The organism is Streptomyces sp. NPDC102490 (genome assembly GCF_044765285.1).
Classification (GTDB): domain Bacteria; phylum Actinomycetota; class Actinomycetes; order Streptomycetales; family Streptomycetaceae; genus Streptomyces.
Genome location: NZ_JBIWJU010000008.1, coordinates 314,015 through 339,027, shown reverse-complemented (window position 1 = coordinate 339,027; position 25,013 = coordinate 314,015). Strand labels below are relative to the sequence as shown.

The window sequence follows — 25,013 nt, the reverse complement described above, 5'->3', positions numbered from 1 at the left end:
AGCGTAGATCAGCCCGGCGGCAGCTCGACGCGCACCTTCCAGTCACCGGCGCCGTCGGGGCCCGTGTGCGCCCGCCCGCCCAGCAGCGCGGCCCGCTCGCGTATCCCGCGCAGTCCGCTGCCGCGACCCGGCGCGGCCCTCCCGTCCGGCAACGGGTTGCGCACCTCCAGGGTGAGCGCGCCGTCCGCGACCTCGACGCGCACCCCGGTCGGCACGGCACCCGCGTGCCGCAGCACATTGGTCAGCGCCTCCTGGAGGATGCGGTAGCCCTCGCGCGAGACCGGACCCGGCAGGGTCTCCAGCGGGCCGGTGACCTCGGCGTCCACCTCGGCGCCGGAGGCCCGGGCGGACTCCAGGAGGCGGTCGGCGTCCGCGAGCGTCGGCCGGGCGCTCACGGGCCGCTCCGCCTCCCGCAGGACGCCGAGGACCCGCTCCAGATCCTCCAGCGCGGCCCGGCCGGTCTCCTCGATCGCGGTCAGCGCGCGGTCGGTGAACTCCGGGCTGTTCGCCGCGCGGGCGGCCCCCGCCTGCACGACGGCGACAGTCAGCGCGTGGCCGATGGAGTCGTGCAGCTCGCGGGCGATGCGGTTGCGTTCCAGGAGCTGTTCGGTGCGCTCCTCCAGGGCGGCGAGCCGCTCGGCGGCGGACGGACCGAGCAGCGCGCGGGCCCCCGCCGTCGCCAGGAGGCCGAGGCCGACCACGGCGCCGTACAGGGCGAGGAGAGGGAGCGGCGCGAGGAGCGCGTACGCCCAGTGCGGTGCGGTGTCCCGCAGCACCGGGATGTCCTCGATGCGGTGTCCCGCGGCGTGCCGGACCAGTTCGACGGTGAGGATCGGCAGCCAGACGCAGGCACCCGCGGTCAGCAGTCCCAGGACCAGCCGGCCCTGCAACCACACCACCGTGCGCAGCCGGTCCCGCCAGGTCGCCGACGGGGCCACCGAGAAGCCGCCGTCCCCCTGACCCGGCGTGAGGAGCCACCGGGCCTGCACGCCTTCACCGGTCCGCACCGCCGGAAGGAGACCGACCGGCAGCAACAGGGCCGCCGGCACCCACATGGTGGTGTCGTCGACGAGCACCCACACGCTCACGATCAGCATCGGCACCCACAGGTACACGAGCCGTGTGTAAGTAGCCCCCCGGAACAGCGGGCGCAGGAAGCGGACCATCCGCCCATCGTGTCAGCCGCCACCGACACCGGACCTCCCCCGCACGGGGGAGCCGGTCTCCACCGGCGGGGGAGGCGCCGCCCCCGTGCCGACCGGCACGCTGCTGCCATGACCAGCATCGACGTCCAGAACCTCACCAAGGAGTACGGCACCCGACGAGCCGTCGACGACCTGACCTTCACCGTGCGCCCCGGCCGCGTCACCGGCTTCCTCGGCCCCAACGGCGCCGGCAAGTCCACCACCATGCGGCTCGTCCTGGGTCTGGACCGGCCCACCTCCGGGACCGCGACCGTCGGCGGACGCGCCTACGCCACCCTGCGCGAACCGCTGCGGCACGTCGGCGCCCTGCTCGACGCGGACGCCGCCCACGGCTCCCGCACCGCCCGGAACCACCTGCGCGTCCTGGCGGCGAGCAACCGCGTCCCCGCGCGACGGGTCGACGAGGTGATGGAGGAGACGGGCATCGCGTCCGTGGCCCGCCGCCGGGTGAAGACCTACTCCCTGGGCATGCGCCAGCGGCTGGGCATCGCCGCCGCGCTGCTGGGCGACCCCGAAGTGGTGATGCTGGACGAGCCGTCCAACGGGCTGGACCCCGAGGGCATCATCTGGATCCGCGAACTGCTGCGCCGGATGGCGGCCGAGGGGCGCACGGTCCTGGTCTCCAGTCACCTGATGAACGAGACCGCGTCCTTCGCCGACCACCTGGTCGTCCTCGGCCGGGGCCGCCTGCTCGCCGACACGCCGATGCGGGAGTTCATCGACGCGCGCGTGCGGCCACGGGTGCGCGTCCGGACGTCGGACGCGACCGCGCTGAAGGCCGCTCTCGCCCGGCACGGCCACGACGCCGTGGAACACGACGACGGCCGCTGGACCGTGCACGACGCGCGCGTGGAGGACATCGGACGGATCGTGTCCGGCGCGGGCGTGCCCGTCCTCGAACTGGCCGCGGACGAAGGCACGCTGGAACAGGCCTACCTCGACCTGACCGCCACCGAGACCGAGTTCACCGCACAGCCCCAGGAGGCCTGACCATGAACCTCACACCCGTCCTGCGCGCGGAAGCCCTCAAGGTGCTCACCCTGCGCTCGCTGTGCGGCACACTGCTGGCGCTGTTCGCCGCCACCACGGCGTTCTCCGCGCTGGCCGGGGTGTCCGACACCTCCGACCCGGACTTCGACCCGCTGTTCACGGCCCTGTCCGGGGTCATGCCGGGCCAGATCGCGGCCGTCGCCTTCGGAGCCGTCGTCGTCTCCAGCGAGTACCAGGGCAACGGAATCCGGCTCACCCTGGCCGCGGTTCCGCAGCGGGGGCGGTGGTTCGCGGCGAAGCTGGCGGTCGTCGCCGTACCGGCTCTCGCGGTGGGGCTGGTCACCGCACTCGCCGCCCTGCTCGCCGCGCGCGCGGGTCTCGGCGCGGAGGCGCACGCGCTCACCGTCGGGGAGCAGGTGCGGGGCGTCGTGGGCTGCGGGATCTACCTCATGCTCATGGCCCTGTTCGCGGCCGGACTGACCACGCTGTTCCGCAGTGGCGTGGCCACCCTGTCCACCTTGATCCCGTTCATCCTGATCGTCTCCTTCGTGATCGGGGACGCGGCGGGCACCGTCGCCGACTTCCTGCCGGACAAGGCCGGGCAGATCGTCCTGTACCGGACGCACGAGGGAACCCTGGGGCCCTGGACGGGGCTCGCGGTGACCGCGCTGTGGGCGGCGGCCGCGCTCCTCGCCGGGTTCTGGCGGCTGCGCCGCCGCGACGCCTGATCCCGCCCGGGCCGAGGGCCGGCTGACGCCCCGCCAATTGTCAGTGGCGGCGGGTTTACTGGAGACATGAACATCGCGCGGCACCTCGCCCTCGTCGACGAGCTGTGCTTCCGCCCCTTCCCGGCGGAGCACGGCCCGTCGGACGAGGGCACCGCGGCTCCCGGGTACTTCACGGCGGTGCTGGAGAGCAGCCACGGCCCGGGCGGCCGGGACCCGGGGGAGCGGGCGGCGACGGTCGAGCAGTACGAGAAGGGCAGGGACGCTCTCTACGAGCGGCTCGCCCCGCGCTGGGGCCGGACGGCCCCCTACAACCTCCAGACGGTCCTGCTGCGGACCGAGCGCGAGGAGATACCCGAGCCGTGGGCCGGACTGAGCGCCCGCGCGCGGGTGGCGTACCTCTGGGAGGCCGAGGGCACCGGCCGCTGGGTCGCGGTGGCCGTCGCCGACCGCGACGAGGCGGACGAGGTGCGGCTGCTGGCGGTGGTCACGCAGGAGGCACCGCCGTGACCGCCCCGCCTACACCCCCGGCCGTGACTGTGCCGCGACCCGCAGCCGGGCGAACTCTTCCGCCATCGTCTGCGCCGTCCAGTGCGCGTTCAGCCCGCTCGGGTTCGGCAGCACCCACACCCGGGTGTCGCCGAACGTCCGCTCCTGCGGCCCCACTTGCGCGCTCCGCTCGTCGAACGCGATCCGGTACGCGGTCACGCCGACCACGGCCAGCCAGCGGGGACGCAGCCGGGCCACCTTCGCGGCCAGCAGCCGGCCGCCCTCCCGGTACTCCTCGGCGGTCAGCTCGTCCGCCCGCGCGCTGGCCCGCGCCACGACGTTCGTGATGCCGAGCCCGTAGGAGGGCAACTCGTCCTGCTCCGACGGCTTCAGCTGCCGCGGGGTGAACCCGGACAGATGCAGGACAGGCCAGAAGCGGTTGCCGGGACGGGCGAAGTGGTGTCCCGTCACCGCCGTCATCAGACCGGGGTTGATGCCGCAGAAGAGCACCCGCAGGCCGTCCGCGACGACGTCCGGTACGAGACGGTCGCGGGCGGCCTCCAGCTCGGCCCGGGTGAAGCGGGTCAGAGGATCGCTCCGGGGGTGTAGCCCGCGGCCTCGGGGTGCCGCTTGACGATCTCCTCGATCCGGCCGACGACGACGCCGACCTGGTCGGCCGCGGCGCCGGTGAAGGAGAGCTTGTCGGCCATCAGGGCGTCCAGCGCGGCACGGTCCAGCGGGATGCGGTCGTCGGCGGCCAGCTTGTCCAGCAGCTCGTTGCGCTCGGCACCCTGCTCGCGCATGGCCAGCGCGGAGGCCACCGCGTTCTCCTTGATGGCCTCGTGCGCGACCTCGCGGCCGACACCGGCCCGCACCGCGCCCATCAGAACCTTGGTGGTGGCCAGGAACGGCAGGTAGCGGTCCAGCTCCCGGGCCACGACGGCCGGGAACGCGCCGAACTCGTCGAGCACGGTCAGGAAGGTCTCCAGCAGCCCGTCGAGGGCGAAGAACGCGTCGGGGAGGGCCACGCGGCGCACCACCGAGCAGGACACGTCGCCCTCGTTCCACTGGTCGCCCGCCAGCTCACCGGTCATCGACGCGTAGCCGCGCAGGATCACCATCAGGCCGTTGACGCGCTCGCAGGAGCGGGTGTTCATCTTGTGCGGCATCGCGGACGAGCCGACCTGGCCCGGCTTGAAGCCCTCGGTGACCAGCTCGTGTCCGGCCATCAGCCGGATGGTCTTGGCCAGCGAGGAGGGCGCCGCGGCCAGCTGCACCAGCGCGGTGACGACCTCGTAGTCCAGGGAGCGCGGGTAGACCTGGCCGACCGAGGTGAGGGCCTGCGAGAAGCCGAGGTGCCCGGCGATCCGCTGCTCCAGCTCGGCGAGCTTGCCCGCGTCGCCGCCGAGCAGGTCCAGCATGTCCTGGGCGGTGCCGACCGGGCCCTTGATGCCGCGCAGCGGATAGCGGCCGAGCAGCTCCTCCACCCGGCCGTGGGCGACCAGCAGCTCGTCGGCGGCGGTGGCGAACCGCTTGCCCAGCGTCGTGGCCTGCGCGGCCACGTTGTGCGAGCGACCGGCCATCACCAGCTCGGCGTACTCGCCGGCCAGCTTGCCGAGGCGGGCCAGGACGGCCACCGAGCGGTCCCGGACCAGCTCCAGCGAGAGCCGGATCTGCAACTGCTCGACGTTCTCCGTGAGGTCCCGGGAGGTCATGCCCTTGTGCACGTGCTCGTGCCCGGCGAGGTCGTTGAACTCCTCGATCCGCGCCTTCACGTCGTGCCGGGTGACCTTCTCGCGCTCGGCGATCGAGGCCAGGTCGACCTGGTCGAGCACGCGCTCGTAGTCGGCGAGCGCGGCGTCGGGCACCTCGATGCCCAGGTCCTTCTGGGCCCGCAGCACGGCGAGCCAGAGCTGCCGCTCCAGCCTCACCTTCTGCTCGGGCGACCAGAGGGTGGCGAGCTCGGCGGAGGCGTAGCGTCCGGCGAGGATGTTCGGGATGCGGGGCTTGGCGGGAGCGGAAGTCACGTGTACGGATTCTACTGGCGAATCGTGCAGGCCGGTGCCGCGGGGTTTGTCGTCGGAACCTACGAGCGGCGCCCGACCTGGACGATCAGGGCGTCAGGTCCTCGCAGGGCAGCAGCTCCGGACGCTTCGGGGGCCGCCCGTCGCCGGAGGACCGGCCGGTCAGCCTGCGGCCGATCCAGGGCAGCAGGTGCTGCCGGGCGAACCGGAGGTCCGTGGTGCGGCGCGCGACCCAGCCGGGCGGCGGCGTCGGCGGGACGGGCGCATGCCACTCGGGGTCCTCCGGCTCGTGGCCGAGCGACTGCCACACGGCCTCGGCGACCCGGCGGTGCCCCTCGGCGGTCAGGTGCAGCCGGTCCACGTCCCACAGCCGCGGGTCGGCCAGCGACTGGGCGCCGTACAGGTCCACGACCACGGCGCCGTGCCGCCCGGCCAGGTCGTCGATGATCGCGAACAGCGCCTCCATGCGCGGCCGGAACCGATCCAGCACGGGACCCTGGCGGCCGGGGCTGCGCATCAGCACCAACTGCTCGCAGTTCGGGGCGAGCCGCTCCACGGCCTGCGTCAGCAGATCCCGCACCCGCGCCATGTCGCACTTGGGCCGCAGGGTGTCGTTGAGCCCGCCGACCAGCGTGATGACATCGGCCCCCATGGCCGCGGCCACGTCCACCTGCTCGTCGACGATCTGCCCGATGAGCTTGCCGCGCACCGCGAGGTTGGCGTACCGGAAGCCGGGGGAGCGGGCCGCCATCCGTGCGGCGAGGAGGTCGGCCCAGCCCCGGTAGGAGCCGTCGGGCAGCAGGTCCGACATGCCCTCGGTGAAGGAGTCGCCGACGGCGACGAGACTGGTGTACGCGGGGTTCGTCTGCATGGCGACGGAAATGGTATCCCCTGCACATACCCGCCGGTCGGTCGCCCTCCACGGCACCGGCCCGCGGGCGCGCGGCGCGGCGGGCTCACGCCCGTTGCCCGAACAGCTCCCGCAGGACGTCCTCCATGGTCACCAGCCCCGCCAGCCGCCCGTCGGACCCGAGGACCGCCGCCAGGTGCGTACGGCTGCGCCGCATGGCGGTGAGTACGTCGTCCAGCGGGGTCCGCTCGCGCACCCGGGCGATGGGGCGCATGTCCCGCAGGCGGAACGGCAGATCCCGCGGTGAGGCGTCCAGGGCGTCCTTCACGTGCAGGTACCCGACGATCCGCCGCCCGTCGTCCACCACGGGGAAGCGGGAGAACCCCGACTGCGCCGAGAGGCGCTCCAACTGCTCCGGGGTGATGCCCACGCGCGCGTGGACGACGCGTTCCAGCGGCAGCACCACGTCCCGCACCGGCCGGCGGCCCAGCTCCAGGGCGTCGTGCAGCCGCTCCCTGGCCCGGTCGTCGATCAGCCCGGCCTCACCGGCGTCCTTGACGATCTCCGCCAGCTCCGCGTCCGTGAACGTCGCCGCCACCTCGTCCTTGGCCTCGACCCTGAGCAGCTTGAGCAGCCCGTTGGCCAGGGCGTTGATCGTGAAGATCACCGGACGCAGTGCCCGGGACAGCGCCACCAGCGGCGGCCCGAGGAGCAGCGCGCTGCGCACCGGCTCGGCCAGCGCGATGTTCTTCGGCACCATCTCGCCGAGCAGCATGTGCAGATACGTCGCCAGCGCCAGGGCGATCACGAACGACACCGCGTGCCCGGCGCCCGACGGCACGCCCACCGCGTGGAACACCGGCTCCAGCAGATGGGCGATCGCCGGTTCCGCCACCACACCGAGGACCAGCGTGCACAGCGTGATGCCCAGCTGTGCCGCCGCCAGCAGCGCCGACACGTGCTCGAGGCCCCACAGCACCCGCTTCGCCCGGGCGTCGCCCTCCTCGGCGTACGGCTCCACCTGGCTGCGGCGCACGGAGATCAGCGCGAACTCGGCGCCCACGAAGAACGCGTTGACGACCAGGGTCGCCAGACCGATCAGCAGCTGTACGGCGGTCACCGTCCGGCCTCCCCTTCGTCGGCGTCCGCGTCGGCGCCGGAACCGGCGGCCGGCCCGCCGGCCCTGCCGCCCGCGTCGTTCAGTGGAGCGTGCATCAGCACCCGGGCGGCCCGGCGCCCCGTGGCGTCCACGACGTCCAGCCGCCAGCCGGCGACATCGAGGCTGTCGCCGACGGCGGGGATGCGCCCGAGACCGGCCGCGACCAGCCCCGCGACCGTCTCGTACGGGCCCTCGGGCACCCGCAGCCCCAGCCGCTCGAGCCGGTCCACGCGCGCCGAACCGTCGGCCCAGTACAGCGCGTGCCCCGCCTCGTCCGTGCCGGCCGGGTCCAGGTCGGGCGTCTCGTGCGGGTCGTGCTCGTCCCGCACCTGGCCGACGACCTCCTCGACGATGTCCTCCAGCGTGGCCACGCCCGCCGTACCCCCGTACTCGTCGATCACCACGGCCATCGTGCGCCGCCCGGAGAGCCGGTCCAGGAGCCGGTCCACGGTCAGTGACTCGGGGACGAGCAGCGGCTCGCGCATCAGGTCGGCGACCGGCATCCCGGGCCGCCGCTCGGCGGGCACCGCGAGGACGTCCTTGACGTGCGCCGTCCCGACCACGGCGTCGAGGCTGTCCCGGTAGACCGGGAACCGGGACAGCCCGGTCGCCCGCGTCGCGTTCGCCACGTCCTCGCACGTCGCCCGGGCGTCGAGGGCCACCACCTGGACGCGCGGGGTCATCACCTGCTGCGCCGTCAGGTCGGCCAGGTTCAGGGTGCGCACGAACAGCTCGGCGGTGTCGGGCTCCAGCGCGCCCTCCTTGGCGGAGTGCCGGGCGAGCGCCGCCAGCTCCTGCGGGCCGCGCGCGGACGCCAGCTCCTCGGCGGGCTCCACTCCGAAGCGGCGCACGACGCGGTTGGCGGTGTTGTTCAGGTGCGTGATGAAGGGCCGGAACACGGCGCTGAACCAGCGTTGCGGGCCGCCCACCCGCTTGGCCACGGTCAGCGGCGAGGAGATCGCCCAGTTCTTCGGCACCAGCTCGCCGACGATCATCAGGAACACCGTCGACAGGGCCGTGCCCAGCACCAGCGCCAGTGAGGACGCCGCCGAACGCGACACGCCCAGGTCCGCCAGCGGCCCCGTGATCAGCGCCGCGACCGACGGCTCGGCGAGCATGCCGACCACCAGGTTGGTGACCGTGATGCCGAGCTGCGCGCCGGAGAGCTGGAAGGTCAGGTTCCGCACGCCCTTGAGGGCGCTCGCCGCGCCCCGCTCACCGCGCGCCGCGGCCCGTTCCAGCTCGCCCCGTTCGACGGTGGTCAGCGAGAACTCGGCCGCGACGAACGCGCCGCACGCGAGCGAGAGCAGGATCGCCACCAGCAGCAGGAGCACTTCGGTCATCGGGTCACCTCGGAACCATGATCGGCCAGGACTCGGAGGTTCGCCCGCTGTTCAAGCCTTCAACCTTTCACTCCGCGGCCGCTCGGCCGGTGCGGTGCCCCACCTCGGTCGGTGAGGTGCTTCACCCAGCGCCGCCACTGCTCCTGCGGCTCGTACCCGGCGGCCCGCCAGGCATGCTGGGCCCGCTCGTTGCGCACCAGCACCATCGCGTCCCCGCGGCGCCCGCCGAGCCGGACGAACCGCTCGTCGGCCGCGGCGAGCAGGGCCGTGCCGATGCCCCGGCGCCGGTGGTCCGGGTGCACCGCCAGCCGGTACAGGTGACAGCGCCAGCCGTCGAAGCCCGCGATCACCGTGCCCACCAGCTCCCCGTCGCGCTCGGCCAGGAGCAGTGCCTCCGGGTCGCGCGCCACCAGGCGCTCCACGCCCTCCCGGTCGTCGCTGATGCTGGTCCCCTCGGCGGCCGTCTTCCAGAAGGCCAGCACGGCGTCCAGGTCCTCGGGCCGCGCGGCCCGTATGCGCAGATCAGTCATGCCGCGATCCCACCACGCGCGCCGGGCCCCCGTGCGGTGATTCCGGCATGCGGACGGCGCGGCACCGGGTGGGGGGTCAGTCCTCGCGCAGGGCCCGCAGGACCGGCGCGAAGGCCTCCATGAACGGCTCCAGCACCGTCAGATAGGTGAAGCCGTACCGCTCGCGCTGCGCCCGCACCTGCGCCGTGATCTGCTCCAGGGTCCCGGCCAGGAGGATGGGCAGCTCCAGCACCTGGTCCGGGGTGAGGTGGGGAATGCGCTCCAGGTAGGGCCGGATGGCGGACTCACGGTCCTCCGTGACGGCCACCAGCTGGATGAGCAGGTTCAGCTCCGCCGGTTCCGTGCGGCCGGCCGCCAGCTTCCGGTACCGGGCGACGCGCTCGTCGAGCTCCTCGGCGGTGATCGGCGCCAGCCGTCCCGTCGTGCTTCCCTGCACGGTGCGCCCGCCGGTGAACGCGGCGATGTCGGCGTGCCGGGCGGTCAGCTCCAGCATCCGGTCGCCGTTCGCACCGATCAGCAGCGGAACCCCGGGCCGCTGCACGGGCCGGGGCAGGTACTCCTCGTCACCGAGCAGCCGCTCCAGCTCCTCGACGGTGCGCCGCAGGTGGTCCACCCGCTCGCCCGGTGAGCCGAAGGCCAGCCCGGCGGTGTCGTGCTCCGCGCGGACGTAGCCGGTGCCGAGCCCGAGTTCCAGGCGCCCGCCGGTCAGGGCGTCGGTGGTCGCCACCTCCCGGGCCAGCAGCGCGGGGTTCCAGAAGCCCGCGTTGAGCACGAACGTGCCCAGCCGGGGCCGTTCGGTGGCCCGGGCCGCGGCGACCAGGGCCGGGAACGGCGCCGGCATGCCGAGGTGGTCCGGTACCAGGATCACGTCGTAGCCGAGTTCCTCGGCCCGCCGGCACTTGGCGTCCCACTCGTCGGCCGGGGCGGCGCTCATCAGGTTGACGCCGAAGCGGAAGGGACGCGACATGAACTCTCCTACGCACGGGGGACTTCCGGGCACGGTGAGTCAATCACCCGCCGGCCCGGGACAGGAAGACACCGCCCGGACCCGCCGCTGTCGGGCCGAGAGGTGCGAACGCCCGTCCACGGCACCCCGCGCCGCGGTTCAGGACGGTCGCCAGGCGGTGCCCAGGACGCAGTACGAACTCGGCAGGGCCGGCCCGTTCTCCGGCATCATCACCCGCCGGTACGGCCCGAGCGTGAACCCGGCCTCCCGCAGCGCGGCCACCGGTTCGCGGGAGAGGTGGCAGCCGCCGGACAGGGGAGGCCACAGCGTCCGGTCCAGCGCGTGCTGGGTGAAGGTCATCATCCGCCCGCCGCCCCGCCCGTGCTCGAAGAACCGCACCTGTCCGCCGGGGCGCAGCACCCGCCGCAGCTCCGCGAGCGCCCGTGGCACGTCCCGGACGCTGCACAGCACCAGCGAGACCACGGCCGCGTCGAAGCCCTCGCTCTTGACCGGCAGGGCCTCCGCCGCGCCCGGCGCCACGTCCACCGGCACCTGGGCGCGCAGCGCCGCCTCCACCGCCAACTTCCGCAGTACGCGCTCCGGTTCGATGGCGACGACCTCGGAGACGGTGCCCGGATAGTGCGAGAAGTTCAGCCCGTTGCCCGCGCCGACCTCGATCACCCGTCCGGACAGTCCGGCGAGCAGCCGTCGGCGTACGCGGGCCATGCCCATCCGGGTCTCGGCGCCCACACTGAACCGGGCGTAGCAGCGGGCGAACAGCGGATGGTGCACGGTGTCGCGGGGTACCCCGCGGGCACGGGCGGATCGCTGCGGCATGGGACCTCCCTCACGAGGCGGCGCCTTACCGCGATTGTCCCCCGCACGGCCACCCCGCACCCACCGCACGACCGACTCCCTCGGCGAGTCCCCCGTCGGGCCCAAGGACCAGGGCCCGGGGGCCCGACACGGCCACGGTCACGGGCGAACGCGTCCGCGCCCCGGGCGCCGGGTCGGGGCCACCGCGTCCGGGACCGGTGCGAGACGCGAAACGCGCCCCGGTCAGGGTGCCTCGCGGGTGCAGAACGCGGTCGCGTCCCAGGTGCCGTCCAGCGAGGGCGCCAGCCAGTGGGGCGCCGTCGAGCGGAAGGCGGCCGGGGCGAGGGCCCCCGCTCCGGCGGGCACGGCGCCGAGGAGGGGGGCGCCGGACACGTCCGGAAGGTCCGCGAGGTTGCAGCGGGCGGCGAGGTCCGGGGTCCCGGGCCAGCTGCCGATCACCAGCCCCGACAGCTCCAGGCCCCGGGACCGCAGCTCGCGCGCCGTCAGCTCCGTGGTGTTCAGCGTGCCCAGCCCCGCCGACGTCACCACCAGCACCGGCGCGCCCAGGAGACCGGCGACGTCCGCCAGCGTGCCGCCGGCCGCGTCGAAGCGTACGAGCAGTCCGCCCGCGCCCTCGACCAGCACCAGATCGTGCTCGGTGGCCAGCTTGGCCGCCGCCTCGGCGATCTCGCCGGGGTGCACCGGGGCCCGCCCGGCCCGGCGCGCGGCCGTGCCCGGCGCCAACGGCTCGGGGAACCGCGCCACTTCGGTGGCCGTCACCTCACCCGCGAGCCGCGCCACCTCCGCGGCGTCCCCGGCCTCGTCCGGACCCACGCCCGTCTGCGCGGCCTTCAGTACGGCCACCGACCGGCCGCCCGCCAGGGCCGTCGCGGCGACGGCGGCGGTCACGACCGTCTTGCCGACCTCCGTGCCCGTGCCCGTGATCACCAGTACCGGCATGTCATCCCTCCTTCGCCGCCGCGCACACCGCGCGCGCGATGCGAGCCACGTCCGCGTCGCCCGTGACGTACGGCGGCATGGTGTAGACCAGGTCGCGGAACGGACGCAGCCACACGCCCTCGCGCACGGCGGCCTCCGTCGCCGCCCGCATGTCGACGGCGTGGTCGAGCTGGACCACCCCGATCGCGCCGAGCACCCGTACGTCGCGCACACCCGGCAGCCCGGCGGCGGGCGCGAGCCCCTCGCGCAGGCCCGTCTCGATGCGTTTCACCTCCGCGAGCCAGTCCTGGCCGAGCAGCAGTCCGATCGACGCGCACGCCACGGCCGCCGCCAGTGGATTGCCCATGAACGTCGGCCCGTGGGCCAGCACCGGCACCTCGCCCCGCGAGATGCCGTCGGCCACCCGCGAGGTGCACAGCGTGGCCGCCATCGTCAGATAACCGCCGGTCAGCGCCTTGCCCACACACATCACGTCCGGTGTCACGGCCGCGTGCTCCGCCGCGAACAACGCGCCCGTGCGCCCGAACCCGGTGGCGATCTCGTCGAACACCAGCAGCACGCCGTGCGCGTCGCACGCCTCGCGCAGCACGCGCAGGTACGTAGGGGAGTGGAAGCGCATCCCGCCCGCTCCCTGTACCACCGGCTCCACGATCACCGCGGCCAGTTCGTCGGCGTGCCGCTCGATCAGCGCCCGCAGATGGTCGGCGTACGTCTCCTCGTACTCCTGCGGCGGCGCGTCCGCGAAGACCTGGCGCGGCAGGGCGCCCGACCACAGCTCGTGCATCCCGCCCTCCGGGTCGCACACCGACATGGGCTGCCAGGTGTCGCCGTGGTAGCCGCCGCGCCAGGTGAGCAGGCGGCGCTTGCCGGGGCGGCCGAGGGAACGCCAGTACTGGAGGCACATCTTCACGGCGACCTCGACCGACACCGACCCGGAGTCGGCGAGGAACACGTGCTCCAGGCCCTCGGGCGACATGTCGACAAGGAGCTTCGCCAGCCGCACGGCGGGCTCGTGCGTGAGCCCGCCGAACATCACGTGGCTCATCCGCTCCAGCTGCTCGCGCGCGGCCTCGTTCAGCACCGGGTGGTTGTAGCCGTGGATCGCCGACCACCAGGACGACATCCCGTCGACCAGTTCCCCGGAGCCGTCGGCCGGCCGCAGCCGGACCCCGCTCGCCGACTCCACGACCAGCGGGTCCTGCCGGCCGGGCATGGGCCCGTACGGGTGCCATACGTGCCGCCGGTCCAGCGCGAGCAGCTCGGCGACGTTCGACGCGGACTCAGGCATTGGGCGCGAGATCCGTCCCGGCGCCGCGACGGCGTACCGCCACCAGGTCCGTACGGGGCTCCTCGGCGGGGCGCGGCGAGGCCGGCGCGGCGGCGGGCGCCGGGGCGGCGGTGGGCGCCGGGGCGCACACCCCGCCGCCCGCGTGCGAGCCGCAGCCCCGGGCGCCGCCGCCGTCCTCGTGCGCACCGCAGCCGCCGCCGTCCTCGTGCGAGCCGCAGCCGCCGCTCCGGGCGGTCGCGCGGTGCTCCGGCAGGGTGACCTCCCCGGCGCCCTCCACCTCGAAGCCGGCGTCCGCGATCATCTCCAGGTCGGCGTGGCCCGCCTGGCCCTCGCTGGTGAGGTAGTCGCCGAGGAAGATCGAGTTGGCCAGGTGCAGGGCGAGCGGCTGCATCGTGCGCAGGTGCACCTCGCGTCCGCCGGCGATGCGCACCTCGACGTCCGGGCAGACGAACCGCGTCATCGCCAGGATGCGCAGGCACCGCTGCGGGGTGAGGTGCCACTCCTTGGCGAGCGGCGTGCCCTCCATCGGGATCAGGAAGTTGACCGGCACCGAGTCCGGGTCCAGCTCGCGCAGCGAGAAGACCACGTCGACCAGGTCCTCGTCGCTCTCTCCCATGCCCGCGATGAGACCCGAGCAGGCGGACAGCCCGGCGGCGTGCGCCTTGTTCACCGTGTCCACCCGGTCGGCGTACGTGTGCGTGGTCGTGATGTCGCCGTACGTCGACTCGGAGGTGTTGAGGTTGTGGTTGTAGGCGTCGGCACCGGCCTCCCGCAGCCGCTCCGCCTGGCCGTCCGAGAGCAGCCCCAGGCAGGCGCACACCTCGACCGACTCGTTCTGCTCCTTGATGGCCTTGATGGTGTCCGAGACCCGGTCCACGTCCCGGTCGGTCGGACCGCGTCCGCTGGCCACCAGGCACACCCGCTTGGCACCCCCGGACACGCCCGCCGCGGCGGCCGCCGAGGCCTGGTCGGGTTTGAGCCAGGTGTACTTGAGGATCTCCGCCTTGGAGCCCAGCCGCTGCGAGCAGTAGGAGCAGTCCTCGGGACACAGGCCCGATTTGAGGTTGACGAGGTAGTTGAGTTTCACCCGTCGGCCGAACCAGTGGCGGCGCACCTTTCCGGCCGCGGCCACCACGTCGAGCACGTCGTCGTCGGAAGTGGCGAGGACGGCGAGCGCCTCCTCGCGGGTCGGCGACTCGCGCCGAAGCCCCTTGTCCACCAGCGTGTTCAGCAGATCCATGAGAGCCGATCCTGTCCTAAGGGGCCGCCCGCGGCCAAGGAGACTTCGCACAACACTGACAGATCGACGTGTGGGTATCGCCACACCTCGCGGGGGTGGCCGGACCGCTAATGTCTGTTCATTGCCTACAAAACACCGGAGGGCCGCCCCATGGCGTTCGGCTGGATCGACGAGCAGGACCGGGCGCGCCGCGAGGCCGGACTCGTCCGGGTGCTGCGTCCCCGCCCGGCGGTGTCGCCGCTGCTGGACCTGGCGAGCAACGACTACCTGGGACTGGCCCGGCACCCGGAGGTCGTCGAGGGGGCGGCCGCGGCCGCGCGGACCTGGGGCGGCGGCGCGACCGGCTCGCGGCTGGTGACCGGCACGACCGCGCTGCACGCCGAACTTGAACGCGAACTGGCCGATTTCTGCGGGTTCGAGGCCGCGCTCGTCTTCTCCTCCGGCTACGCGGCCAACCTCGCCGCGGTCACCGCGCTGGCCCCGCACGGCAGCCTCGTCGTCTCCGACGCGGGCAACCACGCCTCGCTGATCGACGGGTGCCGGCTCGCCCGCGGCACCACCCAGGTCGTGGGGCACGCCGACCCGGACGCCGTGCGCAAGGCACTGGCGACGCACGACGGACCCGCCGTCGCGGTGTCCGACACGGTCTTCTCGGTGGACGGCGACGCCGCGCCGCTGGCCGCACTCGCCGACGCGTGCCGGGCGCACGGGGCCGGACTGGTCGTCGACGACGCCCACGGCCTCGGCGTCCTCGGTGACGGGGGCCGGGGCGCCCCGCACGGCGCGGGTCTCGCGGGCCGCGACGACGTCGTCGTGACCGTCACGCTGTCCAAGTCGCTGGGCGCGCAGGGCGGCGCCGTGCTGGGCCCCGCCCGGGTGATCGACCACCTGGTCAACGCGGCCCGTACGTTCATCTTCGACACCGGACTGGCCCCCGCGGCGGCGGGGGCGGCCCTGGCGGCGCTCAGGCTGCTGGGCCGCGAGCCGGAGCGGGCCGCGCGGGCCCGTTCCGTCGCCGCCGAGCTGCACGCGCGCCTGACCGCCGCGGGTCTGGACGCGGTCCGTCCGGACGCCGCGGTCGTCTCGGTGCGCGCGCCCTCCCCGGAGGGGGCGGTGCGGTGGGCGGCCGACTGCCGGGCGGCCGGCCTGGCCGTGGGCTGCTTCCGCCCTCCTTCGGTGCCCGACGGCATCTCACGGCTCAGGCTGACCGCTCGGGGGGACCTCTCCGGGGATCAGATCGAACGCGCTGTACGGGTGATCGGCGACACGCGGCCATGAGTCGGCGGGACACGGCCGTGTGCCGTCCGGAGACCGCCCGGGTCAGTCCCGGTGGACGCGGGTGGTGAACGCCGTCCAGCTCCCGGGGGAGAAGAGCAGGGCGGGTCCGGCCGGGTCCTTGGAGTCGCGCACGGCGAGCAGCCCGGCCCAGCGGCCGGCCGACGGACGGGCCGTCTCCACGCAGTTGTTCGCTCCGGTGCTGTAGCTGCTGCGCAGCCACCGCACACCGGTCAGATCGGTGCTGACAGGGATGTTCCGAGGACGTTCGGAACGTTCGGACATGAAGCCTGACATGGTGCCTCCTTACGCGCCTGCCGCGGTCGCGGCGATGAAGTCCAACGAGTCCTCGGGCGAAAGGGCATGGATCAGAAGGGCGTTGAAGGCCTCGGTATAGGCCTCTAGGTCTTCTTTCCGTTCGAGGTGCAGGCTACTCGTCAAGTGGTCGAGAACAACCACGTCCAGATCAGAAGTGCTCGAAAAGGAGAAGATTACGAAAGGGCCGGTGACGCCGATATGCGCCCCGGCGGCAAACGGCAGGACCTGGAGCCGGACATGGGGGAGCCGAGCGGCCTCGACCAGTCGCTCCAGTTGACGGGCCATCACCCCGGGCCCGCCCACCTCCCGGCGCAGCACCGCCTCGTCCAGGACCGCGGTCAGCTCCAGGGGCGGCTCGCGGCGCAGCACGTCCTGCCGGGCCAGCCGGACCTCCACCAGCGTCTCCAGCCGTTCCGCCGGCATGCCGTCCACCGCGGCCCGCGTCACCGCGCGGGCGTACTCCGGCGTCTGGAGCAGGCCGGGCACCACCGTGGTCTCCAGGGTGCGCATCGCGCCGGCCTGCGACTCCAGGCTGATGAAGTCGCGGTAGGTCGGTGGCAGCACCCCGCGGTACGCGTGCCACCAGTGGTGGCGTCCCCCCGCGTCCTCGGAGCGCGCCAGCATCACCAGCAGCCCCCGCAGCTGCTCGTCGTCCACGCCGTAGACGTCGAGCAGTAACCGCACGTCGGCCGGTTTCACCCCGCTCGTCCCCGTCTCGATCCGGCTGACCTTCGACTGGTGCCAGCCCGCGAGCCGGGCGGCCTCGCCGCTGGTGATGCCCGCCGCCATGCGCAGGGCGCGCAGTTCCGCGCCCAGCTTCCGGCGGCGCACCACGGGACCGTGCTGCATGGGACAACTCCCCCTACTCCTTATGCGCCGCCCAAATACGCTCTGCCGTCGCAGAGTTCACCGCTTCGAGCGACAGATATATGCATATCTTGGTGGATCGCCGCCCTTCACGGGTCAGGTGATGGCAGTCTGGCGGCGAAGCACCAGTCCGGGACCGTACTCGAACCATCCACTCCGTGTCGGGCCTGCGGTCCCGTGAGAAAGGGACGACGTCGCCATGGCAGACCATCTGGAAGCATCCGTCACTCTGCCGAGCGATCCCGCCTCGGTGGCCGCCGCGCGGACCTATGTGGTCGGCACCCTGGCGGAATGGGGGCTGCCGGGCGACGCCGAGTTGTCCGAGACCGTGCGGCTCATCGTCTCCGAACTGGCGACCAACGCGGTCCAGCACACGTTCGGGCAGTCGCCGACCTTCACGGTGGACCTCGTCCTCGACGACGACGAGCGGTTGCGGCTCGGCGTCACCGACAGCCATCCGCGCTTCCCCAAGCGGCTGCCCGCCGCCGTCCAGCAGGACAACGGGCGGGGCATGGTGATCATCCGCTGGCTGACCGCCGAGTGCGGCGGCAGGCTGCGGGTCCGGCCCACGCGCGAGGGGGGCAAGACCGTCTCCATCGAACTGCCCTGGACACCCCCGAGCGGGCCGGCGGCACCCGCGGGAGTGACGGCCGGGCAGAACGCCGTCACTCCCGCGGGCGGGCTACTTGACCCGGCCGTACCAGACGCCTGACGTCCAGATCTTCTGCAACCGCACCACGTCCCCGGTCTTCGGAGCGTGCCAGAGCCTGCCCTTCCCGGCGTAGATACCCACGTGGTAGACGCTCCGGCCGGAGTGGAAGAACACGAGGTCGCCGACCTTGCGGTGCTTGGCGGAGATGTGGCGGGTCTTGTTGTACTGCTGCGCCGCGGTGCGTGGCAGCTTCTTGCCGGCCTTCTTGAACGAGTACAGCGTCAGGCCGGAGCAGTCGAACCGGTGGGGGCCGATGGCGCCCCAGCGGTACGGGGAACCCTGTTTGGAAGCGGCGATCCTGAGGGCCTTGGTCGCATGGCTCGCCGCGGCCGCCTCGGAGGCGGCACCGGGGACCACGACGGAGCCGCCCACGGCGGCGAGGGTGAGGGCCGAGGCCGTACCGGCACGAGCCATCAGCGACGGGACACGATTGAGCGCGGACATGCGCAACCCTTCGTCAGCCGCCTGTGAAGGATGACCTGTCGGATTCGGGCTGGCGAAGTTGCCCGGCCGCACGAGTGCGGCTTCACCCCAAGGACCGCTCGGCCCGGCACCTCTCGCAAAGGCGGCCGTGCCGGCGACCCGTCGTGCTCGGGTCCTCCACTCCTGCCGATCCACTTCCCTCGCGACCGGTCGTCCGGACGGCGGCAGGACTCGGCGTCCGCCCGGACCGCCCCGCCGCTGCGGCGGGGGCTTGTCGTCAGTCACGGATCTTGTCCCCCGCGAGGAGAAAATCCCAACGGAACGTGCCCTTTGTGTTGTTACACCCCACTCACCCGTTCGGGTCGCCACTCCGTGTTCGACGTGCCGCCGGGCCCGGTGACGGCCCCGGGACCAGCGGCGGAGTGGCGCGTCGCACCGGCCGGGCGCGGGGCGCCGCAAGTCCGGCCGGTCATCAATCGGCGGTGTCCCTACGCCGAAAGGGGGTACGCCGTTTGGTCCGTTTCGGCCCGCTGCCGCATCGACCCGGCGCCGGGCCGCAGCCGACCGGGCTTTCTCACTTCCCGGAAGGCGGCGGGAGGCCGACCCGCGCCGTCCGGCGCTCTCCGTCCAGCACCCGCAGCGCCCGGGCCAGGGTGGCGGCGTGCACCTCCGTCTCGCCGCGCCGGTGCATCAGCGCCAGCGCGTCACGCAGCGCCACCGCCTTGCCGACCAGTGCCTGGGCGGCGCGCAGGGCGCCGTAGGTGTCGCCGTCCCGCCCGGGGTTGATGCGCCCGAGCAGATCGACGACGTCCAGATAGCCGTCGACGACCTCGGCCTCGGCGCGGGTCAGGGCCGGCAGCGGGGGCAACTCGGGTGGCAGCACCGGCGGATCACCTCGCGCCGGGCGAGGCGGGCGGGGTCCTGCGGCCGGGGACGATCCGGTCCACCAGGCCGTACTCCAGCGCCTGTCGGGCGTCGAGGACCGTTTCCCGCTCGAGGTCCGCGCTCACCTGCTCGGGACTGCGGCCCGTGTGCCGTACGAGGATCTCCTCCAGGCGGGCGCGGACGCGGACCAACTCGTCGGCGTGGACGGCCAGGTCGCTCGCCTGCCCCTGCACCGGTTCGGTGAGCGCCGGCTGGTGGAGCACCATTCGGGCGCCCGGCAGGACGGAGCGCTTGCCGGGGGTGCCCGCCGCCAGCAGCACCGCGGCGGACGAACCGGCCTGCCCGAGGCAGGTCGTCGCCACGTCGCAGGCGACGTAGCGCATCGTGTCGTAGATCGCCGTCATGGCGGTGAAGGAGCCGCCGGGCGAGTTGACGTAGAGCTCGATGTCCCGGTCCGGCGCCTGGTGCTCCAGGTACATGAACTGCGCCATCACGTCGTTCGCGGAGGTCTCGTCCACCGGTGTCCCGAGGAAGACGATCCGCTCCTGGAGCAGCCTGGAGTACGGGTCCGACGTCCGGGTCCCGGAACTCGTGCGTTCGGTGAACTCGGGCAGGACGTGGCGGGCGGACGGTCGGGTCATGACGAACCCCTCCTCGTGGCAGAGCCGGCGGCGCTGTCTCCGTAAAAAATGTACAGGACGTACGCTTTCTGGGAGTGGATTCGGGCGAAACCGTAAGCTGGAGTCATGGCCTACGAGATTCCGGTGACGCAAGCCAGGGCTGAACTCGCCGACCTGATCAACCGGGTGGTGTACGGCGGCGAGCGCGTCGTCGTGACGCGGCACGGCAAGCCTCTCGTCGCCCTCGTCTCCGCCTCCGACCTGGAGCGGCTGGAAGAGGCCCAGCGGTCCCCGGGCGGCCAGGTGATCACCTCGGTCGCCGCGGTCCACGATCCGGCCACCGCGACACCCGGCGAGCACCACCGCTTCGGCATCGCCGCGGAGCACCGGGGGCCGAACCCCTCCTAGGGCGGCCACGCGTCCGGGCGCGGGCATGCGGGAGGCCACCGGCGGCATCGGTAATCAATCGGTCAAAACCGGGTGACGTGGCCGTAACACTCTAGCCCTAGTCTGCACCCCGATCCACCTGCGGTTTCTCATGAACGGCGGGTGCATTTCCGGCTGCTTCATGTGTGTTACATCTAGAGCCGTCGCGGTGGCCGCGGCAGCCGGACCGTCCGGTCCTGGCGTGATGCCCCTGTGAGGTGGTAAATGCAACTGACCCCGCACGAGCAGGAGAGACTGCTCATCCATGTGGCCGCGGACGTGGCGGAGAAGCGCCGCGCGCGAGGCGTCAAGCTCAACCACCCCGAGGTCGTCGCGCTGATCACCGCGCACATCCTCGAAGGCGCCCGGGACGGGCGCAGCGTGGGCGAACTCATGGCCTCCGGCCGCAAGCTGATCCAGCGGGACGAGGTCATGGAGGGCATCCCCGAAATGATCCACGACGTGCAGGTCGAAGCCACCTTCCCCGACGGCACCAAGCTGGTCACCGTCCACGAGCCGATCGTCTGACGGGGGCGGCAGTCGTGATCCCCGGAGAGATCTTCTTCGCCGACGAGCCGGTCGCCTTCAACGAAGGACGCGAGGTCACCCGCCTGACCGTGCTCAACACCGCCGACCGGCCCGTCCAGGTCGGTTCCCACTACCACTTCGCCGAGGCCAACCCCGGCCTCGAGTTCGACCGCGCCGCGGCGCACGGCAGGCGGCTGGACATCGCCGCCGGCACCGCCGTCCGGTTCGAGCCCGGCATCCCCGTCGACGTCCGGCTGGTCCCCCTCGCGGGCGCCCGTGTCGTCGTCGGACTGCGCGGCGCGACCGGAGGTGCCCTCGATGCCTGAACTGTCCCGCACCGCCTACGCCGACCTGTTCGGCCCGACCACCGGCGACCGCGTCCGCCTCGCCGACACCGACCTCCTCGTCGAGATCGAGGACGACCTCTCCGGCGGCCCCGGCCGCTCCGGCGACGAAGCCGTCTTCGGCGGCGGGAAGGTGCTGCGCGAGTCCATGGGGCAGGCGCGCACCACCCGCGCCGAAGGCGCCCCCGACACCGTGATCACCGGCGCCCTGATCATCGACCACTGGGGCGTGGTCAAGGCCGACATCGGCATCCGCGACGGACGGATCACCGGCATCGGCAAGTCCGGCAACCCGGACACCATGGACGGCGTCCACCCCGACCTGGTCATCGGCCCCGAGACCGAGGTCGTCGCGGGCAACGGCAAGATCGTCACCGCGGGCGGCATCGACACCCACGTGCACTTCATCGCGCCCGACGCCGTCCACGAGGCCCTGGCGTCCGGCATCACCACCCTCATCGGCGGCGGCACAGGACCGGCCGAGGGCAGCAAGGCGACCACCGTCACGCCCGGCGCCTGGCACCTCGCGCGGATGTTCGCCGCCCTGGAGTCCAGCCCGGTCAACATCGGCTTCCTCGGCAAGGGCAGCACCATGTCGAAGGAGTCCATGCGCGACCAGCTGCGCGCCGGCGTCCTCGGCTTCAAGATCCACGAGGACTGGGGCGCGACCCCCGCCGTCATCTCCGCCTGCCTGGACGTGTGCGAGGAGTCCGGCGTCCAGCTGGCCGTCCACTCCGACACCCTCAACGAGGCCGGCTTCGTCGGCGACACCTTCGACGCGGTCGCGGGCCGCACCCTGCACGCCTTCCACGTGGAGGGCGCCGGCGGCGGGCACGCGCCCGACATGATCACCGCGGTGTCGCTGCCCAACATGCTGCCCGCGTCCACCAACCCGACCCGGCCGCACACCGTCAACACCGTCGAGGAGCACCTCGACATGCTGATGGTCTGCCACCACCTCAACCCGGCCGTCCCCGAGGACCTGGCCTTCGCCGAGTCCCGGATCCGGCCCAGCACCATCGCGGCCGAGGACATCCTGCACGACATGGGCGCGATCTCGATCATGTCCTCGGACGCCCAGGCCATGGGCCGCATCGGCGAGGTGATCCTGCGGACCTGGCAGACCGCGCACGTGATGAAGCGCAGGCGCGGCCTCCTGCCCGGCGACACCCGCGCCGACAACCTGCGCGCCCGTCGCTATGTCGCCAAATACACCATCAACCCCGCCGTCGCCCAGGGCATCGAGCACGAGGTCGGGTCCGTGGAGACCGGCAAGCTCGCCGACCTGGTGCTCTGGGACCCCCGCTTCTTCGGCGTGAAGCCGCAACTCGTCATCAAGGGCGGCCAGATCGCGTACGCGCAGATGGGCGACGCGAACGCCTCCATCCCGACGCCGCAGCCCGTCCTGCCGCGCCCGATGTTCGGGGCCCTGGGGACCGCCCCGGCCGGCAACTCGGTCAACTTCGTCTCCGAGCAGGCCGTCGCGGACGGGTTGCCGCAACGGCTCGGGCTCGGGCGCGCGTTCGTGCCCATCCGGTCCACGCGCGGCCGTACCAAGGCCGACATGCGGCAGAACGACGCGCTGCCCCGGGTGGAGGTGGCCGCGGACTCCTTCGCGGTGACCATCGACGGAGAACTCGTCGAACCCGCCCCCGTCGCCGAACTGCCGCTGGCCCAGCGGTACTTCCTCTTCTGAGCGCCGGGATGAGCCGCGCCGCTCTGCTCGTCCTCGCGGACGGCCGCTTTCCCGCCGGAGGGCACGCCCACTCCGGCGGGGCGGAGGCCGCCGTCCGGGCGGGACGTATCACGGATGCCGCGAGCCTGGAGGCGTTCTGCCGGGGGCGGTTGCACACCAGCGGGGTCGTCGCGGCGTGCGTCGCGGCGGCCGCCGCCCTCGGTGCCGACCCGGGGGAGCTGGACCGGGCCGCCGACGCCCGCACCCCGTCGCCCGCCCTGCGGGTGGCGGCGCGCAGACTGGGGCGGCAGCTGATGCGGGCCGCCCGGACGACCTGGCCGAGCCCCGAACTCGACGCCCTGGCCTCGCTGTTCCCCAAGGGGGCCCATCAGCCCGTCGTGCTGGGACTGGCCGCGCGTGCGGCCGGCCTCGGGGCGCTCGACGCGGCCTACTGCTCCCTCTACGAGGGGGTGAGCGGGCCCGCGACGGCGGTCGTGCGGCTGCTCGGTCTCGATCCGTTCGACGCGACGGGGGTGCTGGCGCGGCTCGCGGGCGAGGTGGACCGGGTGGCCGCGGACGCGGTGGAGGTGGGGGAGCGCGTGATCACCGACGGGGTCGAGGTGCTGCCCGCTCGGTCGGCGCCGCTGTTGGAGATCGGGGCGGAGGCGCATGCCGCTTGGGCTGTGCGGTTGTTCGCCTCGTAGGCGGGTTCAGTTCGCCCCCGCCGCCCCTTCCCGACCCGAACCCAGGGGCTCCGCCCCTTCGACCCCCGTTCGGCCTGGACGGCCTCGTCCTCAAACGCCGGACGGGCTGATTTTCCCACCGCCAGCTTTGACAGGAGCCGTTGTATGCATCTTGACCATCACCTCGCATCTCCCGCCGCCGTCTCCGCCGACGCCCGGCGGCCCGACGGGACCCGCCGTGCGCTGCGGATCGGGCTCGGCGGGCCCGTCGGGTCCGGGAAGACGGCCACCGTCGCCGCGCTGTGCCGGGCGCTGCGGGAGGAGTTGTCCCTCGCCGTGGTGACCAACGACATCTACACCCGGGAGGACGCCGAGTTCCTGCTCCGGGAGGCGGTGCTGCCGCCCGAGCGGATCAGTGCCGTGGAGACCGGCGCCTGCCCGCACACCGCGATCAGGGACGACATCTCCGCCAACCTGGAGGCGGTCGAGGACCTGGAGGACGAGGTCGGGCCGCTCGACCTGGTCCTGGTGGAGTCCGGCGGGGACAACCTCACCGCCACCTTCTCCCGCGGGCTCGTCGACGCGCAGGTGTTCGTGATCGACGTGGCGGGCGGCGACGACATCCCGCGCAAGGGCGGGCCCGGCGTCGCCACCGCCGACCTGCTGATCGTCAACAAGACCGACCTCGCGCCGTACGTCGGCTCCGACCTCGCGCGCATGGCCGCCGACGCCAAGGCGGCGCGCGGCGAACTGCCCGTCGTCCTCCAGTCGCTCCGGAGCGAGGGCGGGGTCCGGGAGGTCGCCGACTGGGTGCGGGAGCGGGTCGCCGCGTGGACCGCGTGACCACCACCGCGGGCGGCGTCCGGGCGAGCGCCCGCGTGCTCGCCCGCGGCGACGGGCGCGGCGGGACGGTCCTGCCGGTGCTGGAGGGCGAGGGACCGCTCGCCGTGCGGCGCACCCGGGGGAGCGGTGCCGAGGCCCGGGTGATGCTGGTCGGCGCGATGAGCGGGCCCCTCGGTGGCGACCACTTCACGGTGGCGGCCCACGCTGCGGGCGGCGCCCGCCTGACGGTCGGCTCGGCCGCCGCCACCCTCGCGCTGCCGGGGCAGGACAAGGCCGGGGCCCGCTACGAGGTCCGCCTCACCGTCGACGACGATGCCGAACTGAGCTGGCTGCCGGAGCAGTTGATCTCCGCCGGGGGCAGCGACCTGAACGTCACCACCTCCGTCGACCTCGCCGCCGGGGCGCGGCTGCTGCTGCGCGAGGAGCAGGTGCTCGGGCGGGCCGGGGAGGAACCCGGGCGGCTCACCAGCCGTCTGACGGTACGGATCGACGGGCGGTGCGTGCTCGACCAGGAACTGGCGTGCGGGCCCGGGGCGCCGGGCGGCTGGGACGGGCCCGCCGGGCTGGCTGGGCACCGTGCGGTCGGCCAGCTGGTCGTCGTACGGCCCGGGTTCGCCACCGAACCGCCGACGGCCCGCGTGTTCGAGGAGGGGGCGGCCGTGCTGCCGCTCGCCGGGCCGGCCGCGCTGGTGACCGCCGTGGCACCGGACGCGCTGCGGCTGCGGCGCCTGCTGGACGGGGCGCTGGCCTCGCTGGACTGAGGTTTCGTCGGCGAGTCGGGGCGATTCGGCCGACGGGTCCGCCGATCGAACGCCTTTCTCCGTTTATCGGATTGGCAAAGAAGTGGCA

28 protein-coding genes, 1 pseudogene and 1 riboswitch are annotated in these 25,013 nt (G+C 73.4%); of the genes and pseudogenes, 12 read left to right on the top strand and 17 right to left on the bottom strand.

Features of this window, described 5'->3' with window-relative positions; all coding sequences use genetic code 11:
• Positions 1-8: 8 nt before the first annotated feature.
• On the bottom strand, positions 9-1,166 hold the full coding sequence (locus ACIRGB_RS20675; RefSeq protein WP_403866825.1) for a sensor histidine kinase: 1,158 nt from the start codon (positions 1,164-1,166) through the stop codon (positions 9-11).
• A gap of 108 nt (positions 1,167-1,274) precedes the next feature.
• On the opposite strand from ACIRGB_RS20675, the gene ACIRGB_RS20670 reads away from it, so the two are divergent.
• The 3 genes from ACIRGB_RS20670 to ACIRGB_RS20660 all read left to right on the top strand — a co-directional run bounded on the left by ACIRGB_RS20670 (position 1,275) and on the right by ACIRGB_RS20660 (position 3,430).
• Positions 1,275-2,195: an ABC transporter ATP-binding protein gene (locus tag ACIRGB_RS20670; RefSeq protein WP_403866822.1), complete on the top strand. Its 921-nt coding sequence runs from the start codon at positions 1,275-1,277 to the stop codon at positions 2,193-2,195.
• A gap of 2 nt (positions 2,196-2,197) precedes the next feature.
• Positions 2,198-2,923 (top strand): ABC transporter permease, encoded by a 726-nt coding sequence (locus ACIRGB_RS20665; protein ID WP_403866819.1) that lies wholly within the window; start codon positions 2,198-2,200, stop codon positions 2,921-2,923.
• Between the two features lie 66 nt (positions 2,924-2,989).
• Positions 2,990-3,430, top strand: a complete 441-nt coding sequence (locus ACIRGB_RS20660; RefSeq protein WP_403866817.1) for a hypothetical protein — start codon at positions 2,990-2,992, stop codon at positions 3,428-3,430.
• 9 nt (positions 3,431-3,439) lie between these two features.
• Here ACIRGB_RS20660 and mug read toward each other — a convergent pair whose 3' ends face one another.
• The 11 genes and pseudogenes from mug to bioB all read right to left on the bottom strand — a co-directional run bounded on the left by mug (position 3,440) and on the right by bioB (position 14,565).
• Positions 3,440-3,997 carry a G/U mismatch-specific DNA glycosylase gene (gene mug / locus ACIRGB_RS20655; RefSeq protein ID WP_403867184.1) on the bottom strand — a complete coding sequence of 186 codons (558 nt, stop codon included), beginning with the start codon at positions 3,995-3,997 and terminating at the stop codon, positions 3,440-3,442.
• Positions 3,994-5,436 (bottom strand): adenylosuccinate lyase, encoded by a 1,443-nt coding sequence (gene purB / locus ACIRGB_RS20650; protein WP_403866814.1) that lies wholly within the window; start codon positions 5,434-5,436, stop codon positions 3,994-3,996. Before purB ends, mug begins: the two co-directional genes overlap by 4 nt.
• 85 nt (positions 5,437-5,521) lie before the next feature.
• On the bottom strand, positions 5,522-6,304 hold the full coding sequence (locus ACIRGB_RS20645; protein ID WP_403866811.1) for an SGNH/GDSL hydrolase family protein: 783 nt from the start codon (positions 6,302-6,304) through the stop codon (positions 5,522-5,524).
• Positions 6,305-6,389: 85 nt separating this feature from the next.
• A complete protein-coding gene (locus ACIRGB_RS20640; RefSeq protein WP_403866808.1) occupies positions 6,390-7,403 on the bottom strand; it encodes a hemolysin family protein in 1,014 nt (337 codons plus the stop codon).
• A complete protein-coding gene (locus ACIRGB_RS20635; protein WP_403866805.1) occupies positions 7,400-8,785 on the bottom strand; it encodes a hemolysin family protein in 1,386 nt (461 codons plus the stop codon). Before ACIRGB_RS20635 ends, ACIRGB_RS20640 begins: the two co-directional genes overlap by 4 nt.
• Before the next feature lie 59 nt (positions 8,786-8,844).
• Positions 8,845-9,333, bottom strand: a pseudogene (locus tag ACIRGB_RS20630) (GNAT family N-acetyltransferase); the annotation flags it as partial.
• A gap of 58 nt (positions 9,334-9,391) precedes the next feature.
• Positions 9,392-10,282, bottom strand: a complete 891-nt coding sequence (locus ACIRGB_RS20625) for an LLM class F420-dependent oxidoreductase (RefSeq protein ID WP_403866802.1) — start codon at positions 10,280-10,282, stop codon at positions 9,392-9,394.
• Between the two features lie 138 nt (positions 10,283-10,420).
• Positions 10,421-11,098: a class I SAM-dependent methyltransferase gene (locus ACIRGB_RS20620; RefSeq protein ID WP_403866799.1), complete on the bottom strand. Its 678-nt coding sequence runs from the start codon at positions 11,096-11,098 to the stop codon at positions 10,421-10,423.
• Between the two features lie 222 nt (positions 11,099-11,320).
• A complete protein-coding gene (gene bioD / locus ACIRGB_RS20615) occupies positions 11,321-12,037 on the bottom strand; it encodes a dethiobiotin synthase (protein WP_403866797.1) in 717 nt (238 codons plus the stop codon).
• Between the two features lies 1 nt (position 12,038).
• Positions 12,039-13,325 (bottom strand): adenosylmethionine--8-amino-7-oxononanoate transaminase, encoded by a 1,287-nt coding sequence (locus ACIRGB_RS20610; RefSeq protein WP_403866794.1) that lies wholly within the window; start codon positions 13,323-13,325, stop codon positions 12,039-12,041.
• Positions 13,318-14,565, bottom strand: coding sequence for a biotin synthase BioB (gene bioB, locus ACIRGB_RS20605; protein WP_403866792.1), 1,248 nt, complete (start codon positions 14,563-14,565; stop codon positions 13,318-13,320). The genes ACIRGB_RS20610 and bioB overlap by 8 nt, the downstream gene beginning before the upstream one ends.
• Before the next feature lie 150 nt (positions 14,566-14,715).
• On the opposite strand from bioB, the gene ACIRGB_RS20600 reads away from it, so the two are divergent.
• Positions 14,716-15,843, top strand: a complete 1,128-nt coding sequence (locus ACIRGB_RS20600; RefSeq protein WP_403866789.1) for an 8-amino-7-oxononanoate synthase — start codon at positions 14,716-14,718, stop codon at positions 15,841-15,843.
• 42 nt (positions 15,844-15,885) lie between these two features.
• On the opposite strand, the gene ACIRGB_RS20595 is transcribed toward ACIRGB_RS20600, so the two are convergent.
• Both ACIRGB_RS20595 and ACIRGB_RS20590 read right to left on the bottom strand, forming a co-directional pair.
• The gene (locus ACIRGB_RS20595; protein ID WP_403866786.1) at positions 15,886-16,137 is read right to left on the bottom strand and encodes a DUF397 domain-containing protein; all 252 of its coding nucleotides are present in this window, start codon (positions 16,135-16,137) and stop codon (positions 15,886-15,888) included.
• Positions 16,138-16,146: 9 nt separating this feature from the next.
• Positions 16,147-17,007: a helix-turn-helix domain-containing protein gene (locus ACIRGB_RS20590; RefSeq protein ID WP_403866783.1), complete on the bottom strand. Its 861-nt coding sequence runs from the start codon at positions 17,005-17,007 to the stop codon at positions 16,147-16,149.
• A gap of 217 nt (positions 17,008-17,224) precedes the next feature.
• On the opposite strand from ACIRGB_RS20590, the gene ACIRGB_RS20585 reads away from it, so the two are divergent.
• Positions 17,225-17,737 carry an ATP-binding protein gene (locus ACIRGB_RS20585; RefSeq protein ID WP_403866780.1) on the top strand — a complete coding sequence of 171 codons (513 nt, stop codon included), beginning with the start codon at positions 17,225-17,227 and terminating at the stop codon, positions 17,735-17,737.
• Here ACIRGB_RS20585 and ACIRGB_RS20580 read toward each other — a convergent pair.
• From ACIRGB_RS20580 to ACIRGB_RS20570, 3 genes are all read right to left on the bottom strand, one after another.
• The gene (locus tag ACIRGB_RS20580; protein WP_403866777.1) at positions 17,708-18,181 is read right to left on the bottom strand and encodes a C40 family peptidase; all 474 of its coding nucleotides are present in this window, start codon (positions 18,179-18,181) and stop codon (positions 17,708-17,710) included. The two genes, ACIRGB_RS20585 and ACIRGB_RS20580, sit on opposite strands and share 30 nt — an antisense overlap.
• Positions 18,182-18,184: 3 nt before the next feature.
• Positions 18,185-18,407, bottom strand: a riboswitch (cyclic di-AMP (ydaO/yuaA leader).
• Between the two features lie 327 nt (positions 18,408-18,734).
• Entirely contained in the window at positions 18,735-19,043 is a 309-nt protein-coding gene (locus ACIRGB_RS20575) for a hypothetical protein (protein ID WP_403866774.1), read from the bottom strand.
• A gap of 7 nt (positions 19,044-19,050) precedes the next feature.
• Positions 19,051-19,686: an ATP-dependent Clp protease proteolytic subunit gene (locus ACIRGB_RS20570; RefSeq protein WP_403866771.1), complete on the bottom strand. Its 636-nt coding sequence runs from the start codon at positions 19,684-19,686 to the stop codon at positions 19,051-19,053.
• 105 nt (positions 19,687-19,791) lie between these two features.
• On the opposite strand from ACIRGB_RS20570, the gene ACIRGB_RS20565 reads away from it, so the two are divergent.
• The 7 genes from ACIRGB_RS20565 (at position 19,792) to ACIRGB_RS20535 (ending at position 24,925) form a co-directional block, all read left to right on the top strand.
• Positions 19,792-20,073 (top strand): type II toxin-antitoxin system Phd/YefM family antitoxin, encoded by a 282-nt coding sequence (locus tag ACIRGB_RS20565; RefSeq protein ID WP_403866768.1) that lies wholly within the window; start codon positions 19,792-19,794, stop codon positions 20,071-20,073.
• 243 nt (positions 20,074-20,316) lie between these two features.
• Positions 20,317-20,619 carry an urease subunit gamma gene (locus ACIRGB_RS20560; protein ID WP_403866765.1) on the top strand — a complete coding sequence of 101 codons (303 nt, stop codon included), beginning with the start codon at positions 20,317-20,319 and terminating at the stop codon, positions 20,617-20,619.
• A gap of 14 nt (positions 20,620-20,633) precedes the next feature.
• Complete coding sequence (locus ACIRGB_RS20555; protein ID WP_403866762.1) at positions 20,634-20,945, top strand: urease subunit beta; 312 nt, start codon at positions 20,634-20,636, stop codon at positions 20,943-20,945.
• The gene (locus tag ACIRGB_RS20550) at positions 20,938-22,659 is read left to right on the top strand and encodes an urease subunit alpha (protein ID WP_403866759.1); all 1,722 of its coding nucleotides are present in this window, start codon (positions 20,938-20,940) and stop codon (positions 22,657-22,659) included. Before ACIRGB_RS20555 ends, ACIRGB_RS20550 begins: the two co-directional genes overlap by 8 nt.
• A gap of 8 nt (positions 22,660-22,667) precedes the next feature.
• Entirely contained in the window at positions 22,668-23,342 is a 675-nt protein-coding gene (locus ACIRGB_RS20545; RefSeq protein WP_403866756.1) for an urease accessory protein UreF, read from the top strand.
• Between the two features lie 144 nt (positions 23,343-23,486).
• Positions 23,487-24,164, top strand: a complete 678-nt coding sequence (ureG, locus tag ACIRGB_RS20540) for an urease accessory protein UreG (protein WP_403866753.1) — start codon at positions 23,487-23,489, stop codon at positions 24,162-24,164.
• Positions 24,161-24,925 (top strand): urease accessory protein UreD, encoded by a 765-nt coding sequence (locus tag ACIRGB_RS20535; protein WP_403867181.1) that lies wholly within the window; start codon positions 24,161-24,163, stop codon positions 24,923-24,925. Before ureG ends, ACIRGB_RS20535 begins: the two co-directional genes overlap by 4 nt.
• The last annotated feature ends 88 nt before the right edge of the window (positions 24,926-25,013 follow it).

Excerpts from the sequence above, each read along its gene's own strand:
- ACIRGB_RS20565 (WP_403866768.1), top strand. The coding sequence starts at position 19,792 with ATGGCCTACGAGATTCCGGTGACGCAAGCCAGGGCTGAACTCGCCGAC.
- ACIRGB_RS20645 (WP_403866811.1), bottom strand. The coding sequence starts at position 6,304 with ATGCAGACGAACCCCGCGTACACCAGTCTCGTCGCCGTCGGCGACTCC.
- ACIRGB_RS20595 (WP_403866786.1), bottom strand. The coding sequence starts at position 16,137 with ATGTCAGGCTTCATGTCCGAACGTTCCGAACGTCCTCGGAACATCCCT.
- ACIRGB_RS20660 (WP_403866817.1), top strand. The coding sequence starts at position 2,990 with ATGAACATCGCGCGGCACCTCGCCCTCGTCGACGAGCTGTGCTTCCGC.
- ACIRGB_RS20675 (WP_403866825.1), bottom strand. The coding sequence starts at position 1,166 with ATGGTCCGCTTCCTGCGCCCGCTGTTCCGGGGGGCTACTTACACACGG.
- ACIRGB_RS20610 (WP_403866794.1), bottom strand. The coding sequence starts at position 13,325 with ATGCCTGAGTCCGCGTCGAACGTCGCCGAGCTGCTCGCGCTGGACCGG.
- ACIRGB_RS20590 (WP_403866783.1), bottom strand. The coding sequence starts at position 17,007 with ATGCAGCACGGTCCCGTGGTGCGCCGCCGGAAGCTGGGCGCGGAACTG.
- ACIRGB_RS20580 (WP_403866777.1), bottom strand. The coding sequence starts at position 18,181 with ATGTCCGCGCTCAATCGTGTCCCGTCGCTGATGGCTCGTGCCGGTACG.
- ACIRGB_RS20620 (WP_403866799.1), bottom strand. The coding sequence starts at position 11,098 with ATGCCGCAGCGATCCGCCCGTGCCCGCGGGGTACCCCGCGACACCGTG.
- ACIRGB_RS20550 (WP_403866759.1), top strand. The coding sequence starts at position 20,938 with ATGCCTGAACTGTCCCGCACCGCCTACGCCGACCTGTTCGGCCCGACC.
- ACIRGB_RS20625 (WP_403866802.1), bottom strand. The coding sequence starts at position 10,282 with ATGTCGCGTCCCTTCCGCTTCGGCGTCAACCTGATGAGCGCCGCCCCG.
- ACIRGB_RS20585 (WP_403866780.1), top strand. The coding sequence starts at position 17,225 with ATGGCAGACCATCTGGAAGCATCCGTCACTCTGCCGAGCGATCCCGCC.
- ACIRGB_RS20670 (WP_403866822.1), top strand. The coding sequence starts at position 1,275 with ATGACCAGCATCGACGTCCAGAACCTCACCAAGGAGTACGGCACCCGA.
- ACIRGB_RS20545 (WP_403866756.1), top strand. The coding sequence starts at position 22,668 with ATGAGCCGCGCCGCTCTGCTCGTCCTCGCGGACGGCCGCTTTCCCGCC.
- ACIRGB_RS20635 (WP_403866805.1), bottom strand. The coding sequence starts at position 8,785 with ATGACCGAAGTGCTCCTGCTGCTGGTGGCGATCCTGCTCTCGCTCGCG.
- ureG (WP_403866753.1), top strand. The coding sequence starts at position 23,487 with ATGCATCTTGACCATCACCTCGCATCTCCCGCCGCCGTCTCCGCCGAC.
- bioB (WP_403866792.1), bottom strand. The coding sequence starts at position 14,565 with ATGGATCTGCTGAACACGCTGGTGGACAAGGGGCTTCGGCGCGAGTCG.
- ACIRGB_RS20665 (WP_403866819.1), top strand. The coding sequence starts at position 2,198 with ATGAACCTCACACCCGTCCTGCGCGCGGAAGCCCTCAAGGTGCTCACC.
- ACIRGB_RS20570 (WP_403866771.1), bottom strand. The coding sequence starts at position 19,686 with ATGACCCGACCGTCCGCCCGCCACGTCCTGCCCGAGTTCACCGAACGC.
- ACIRGB_RS20600 (WP_403866789.1), top strand. The coding sequence starts at position 14,716 with ATGGCGTTCGGCTGGATCGACGAGCAGGACCGGGCGCGCCGCGAGGCC.
- ACIRGB_RS20560 (WP_403866765.1), top strand. The coding sequence starts at position 20,317 with ATGCAACTGACCCCGCACGAGCAGGAGAGACTGCTCATCCATGTGGCC.
- bioD (WP_403866797.1), bottom strand. The coding sequence starts at position 12,037 with ATGCCGGTACTGGTGATCACGGGCACGGGCACGGAGGTCGGCAAGACG.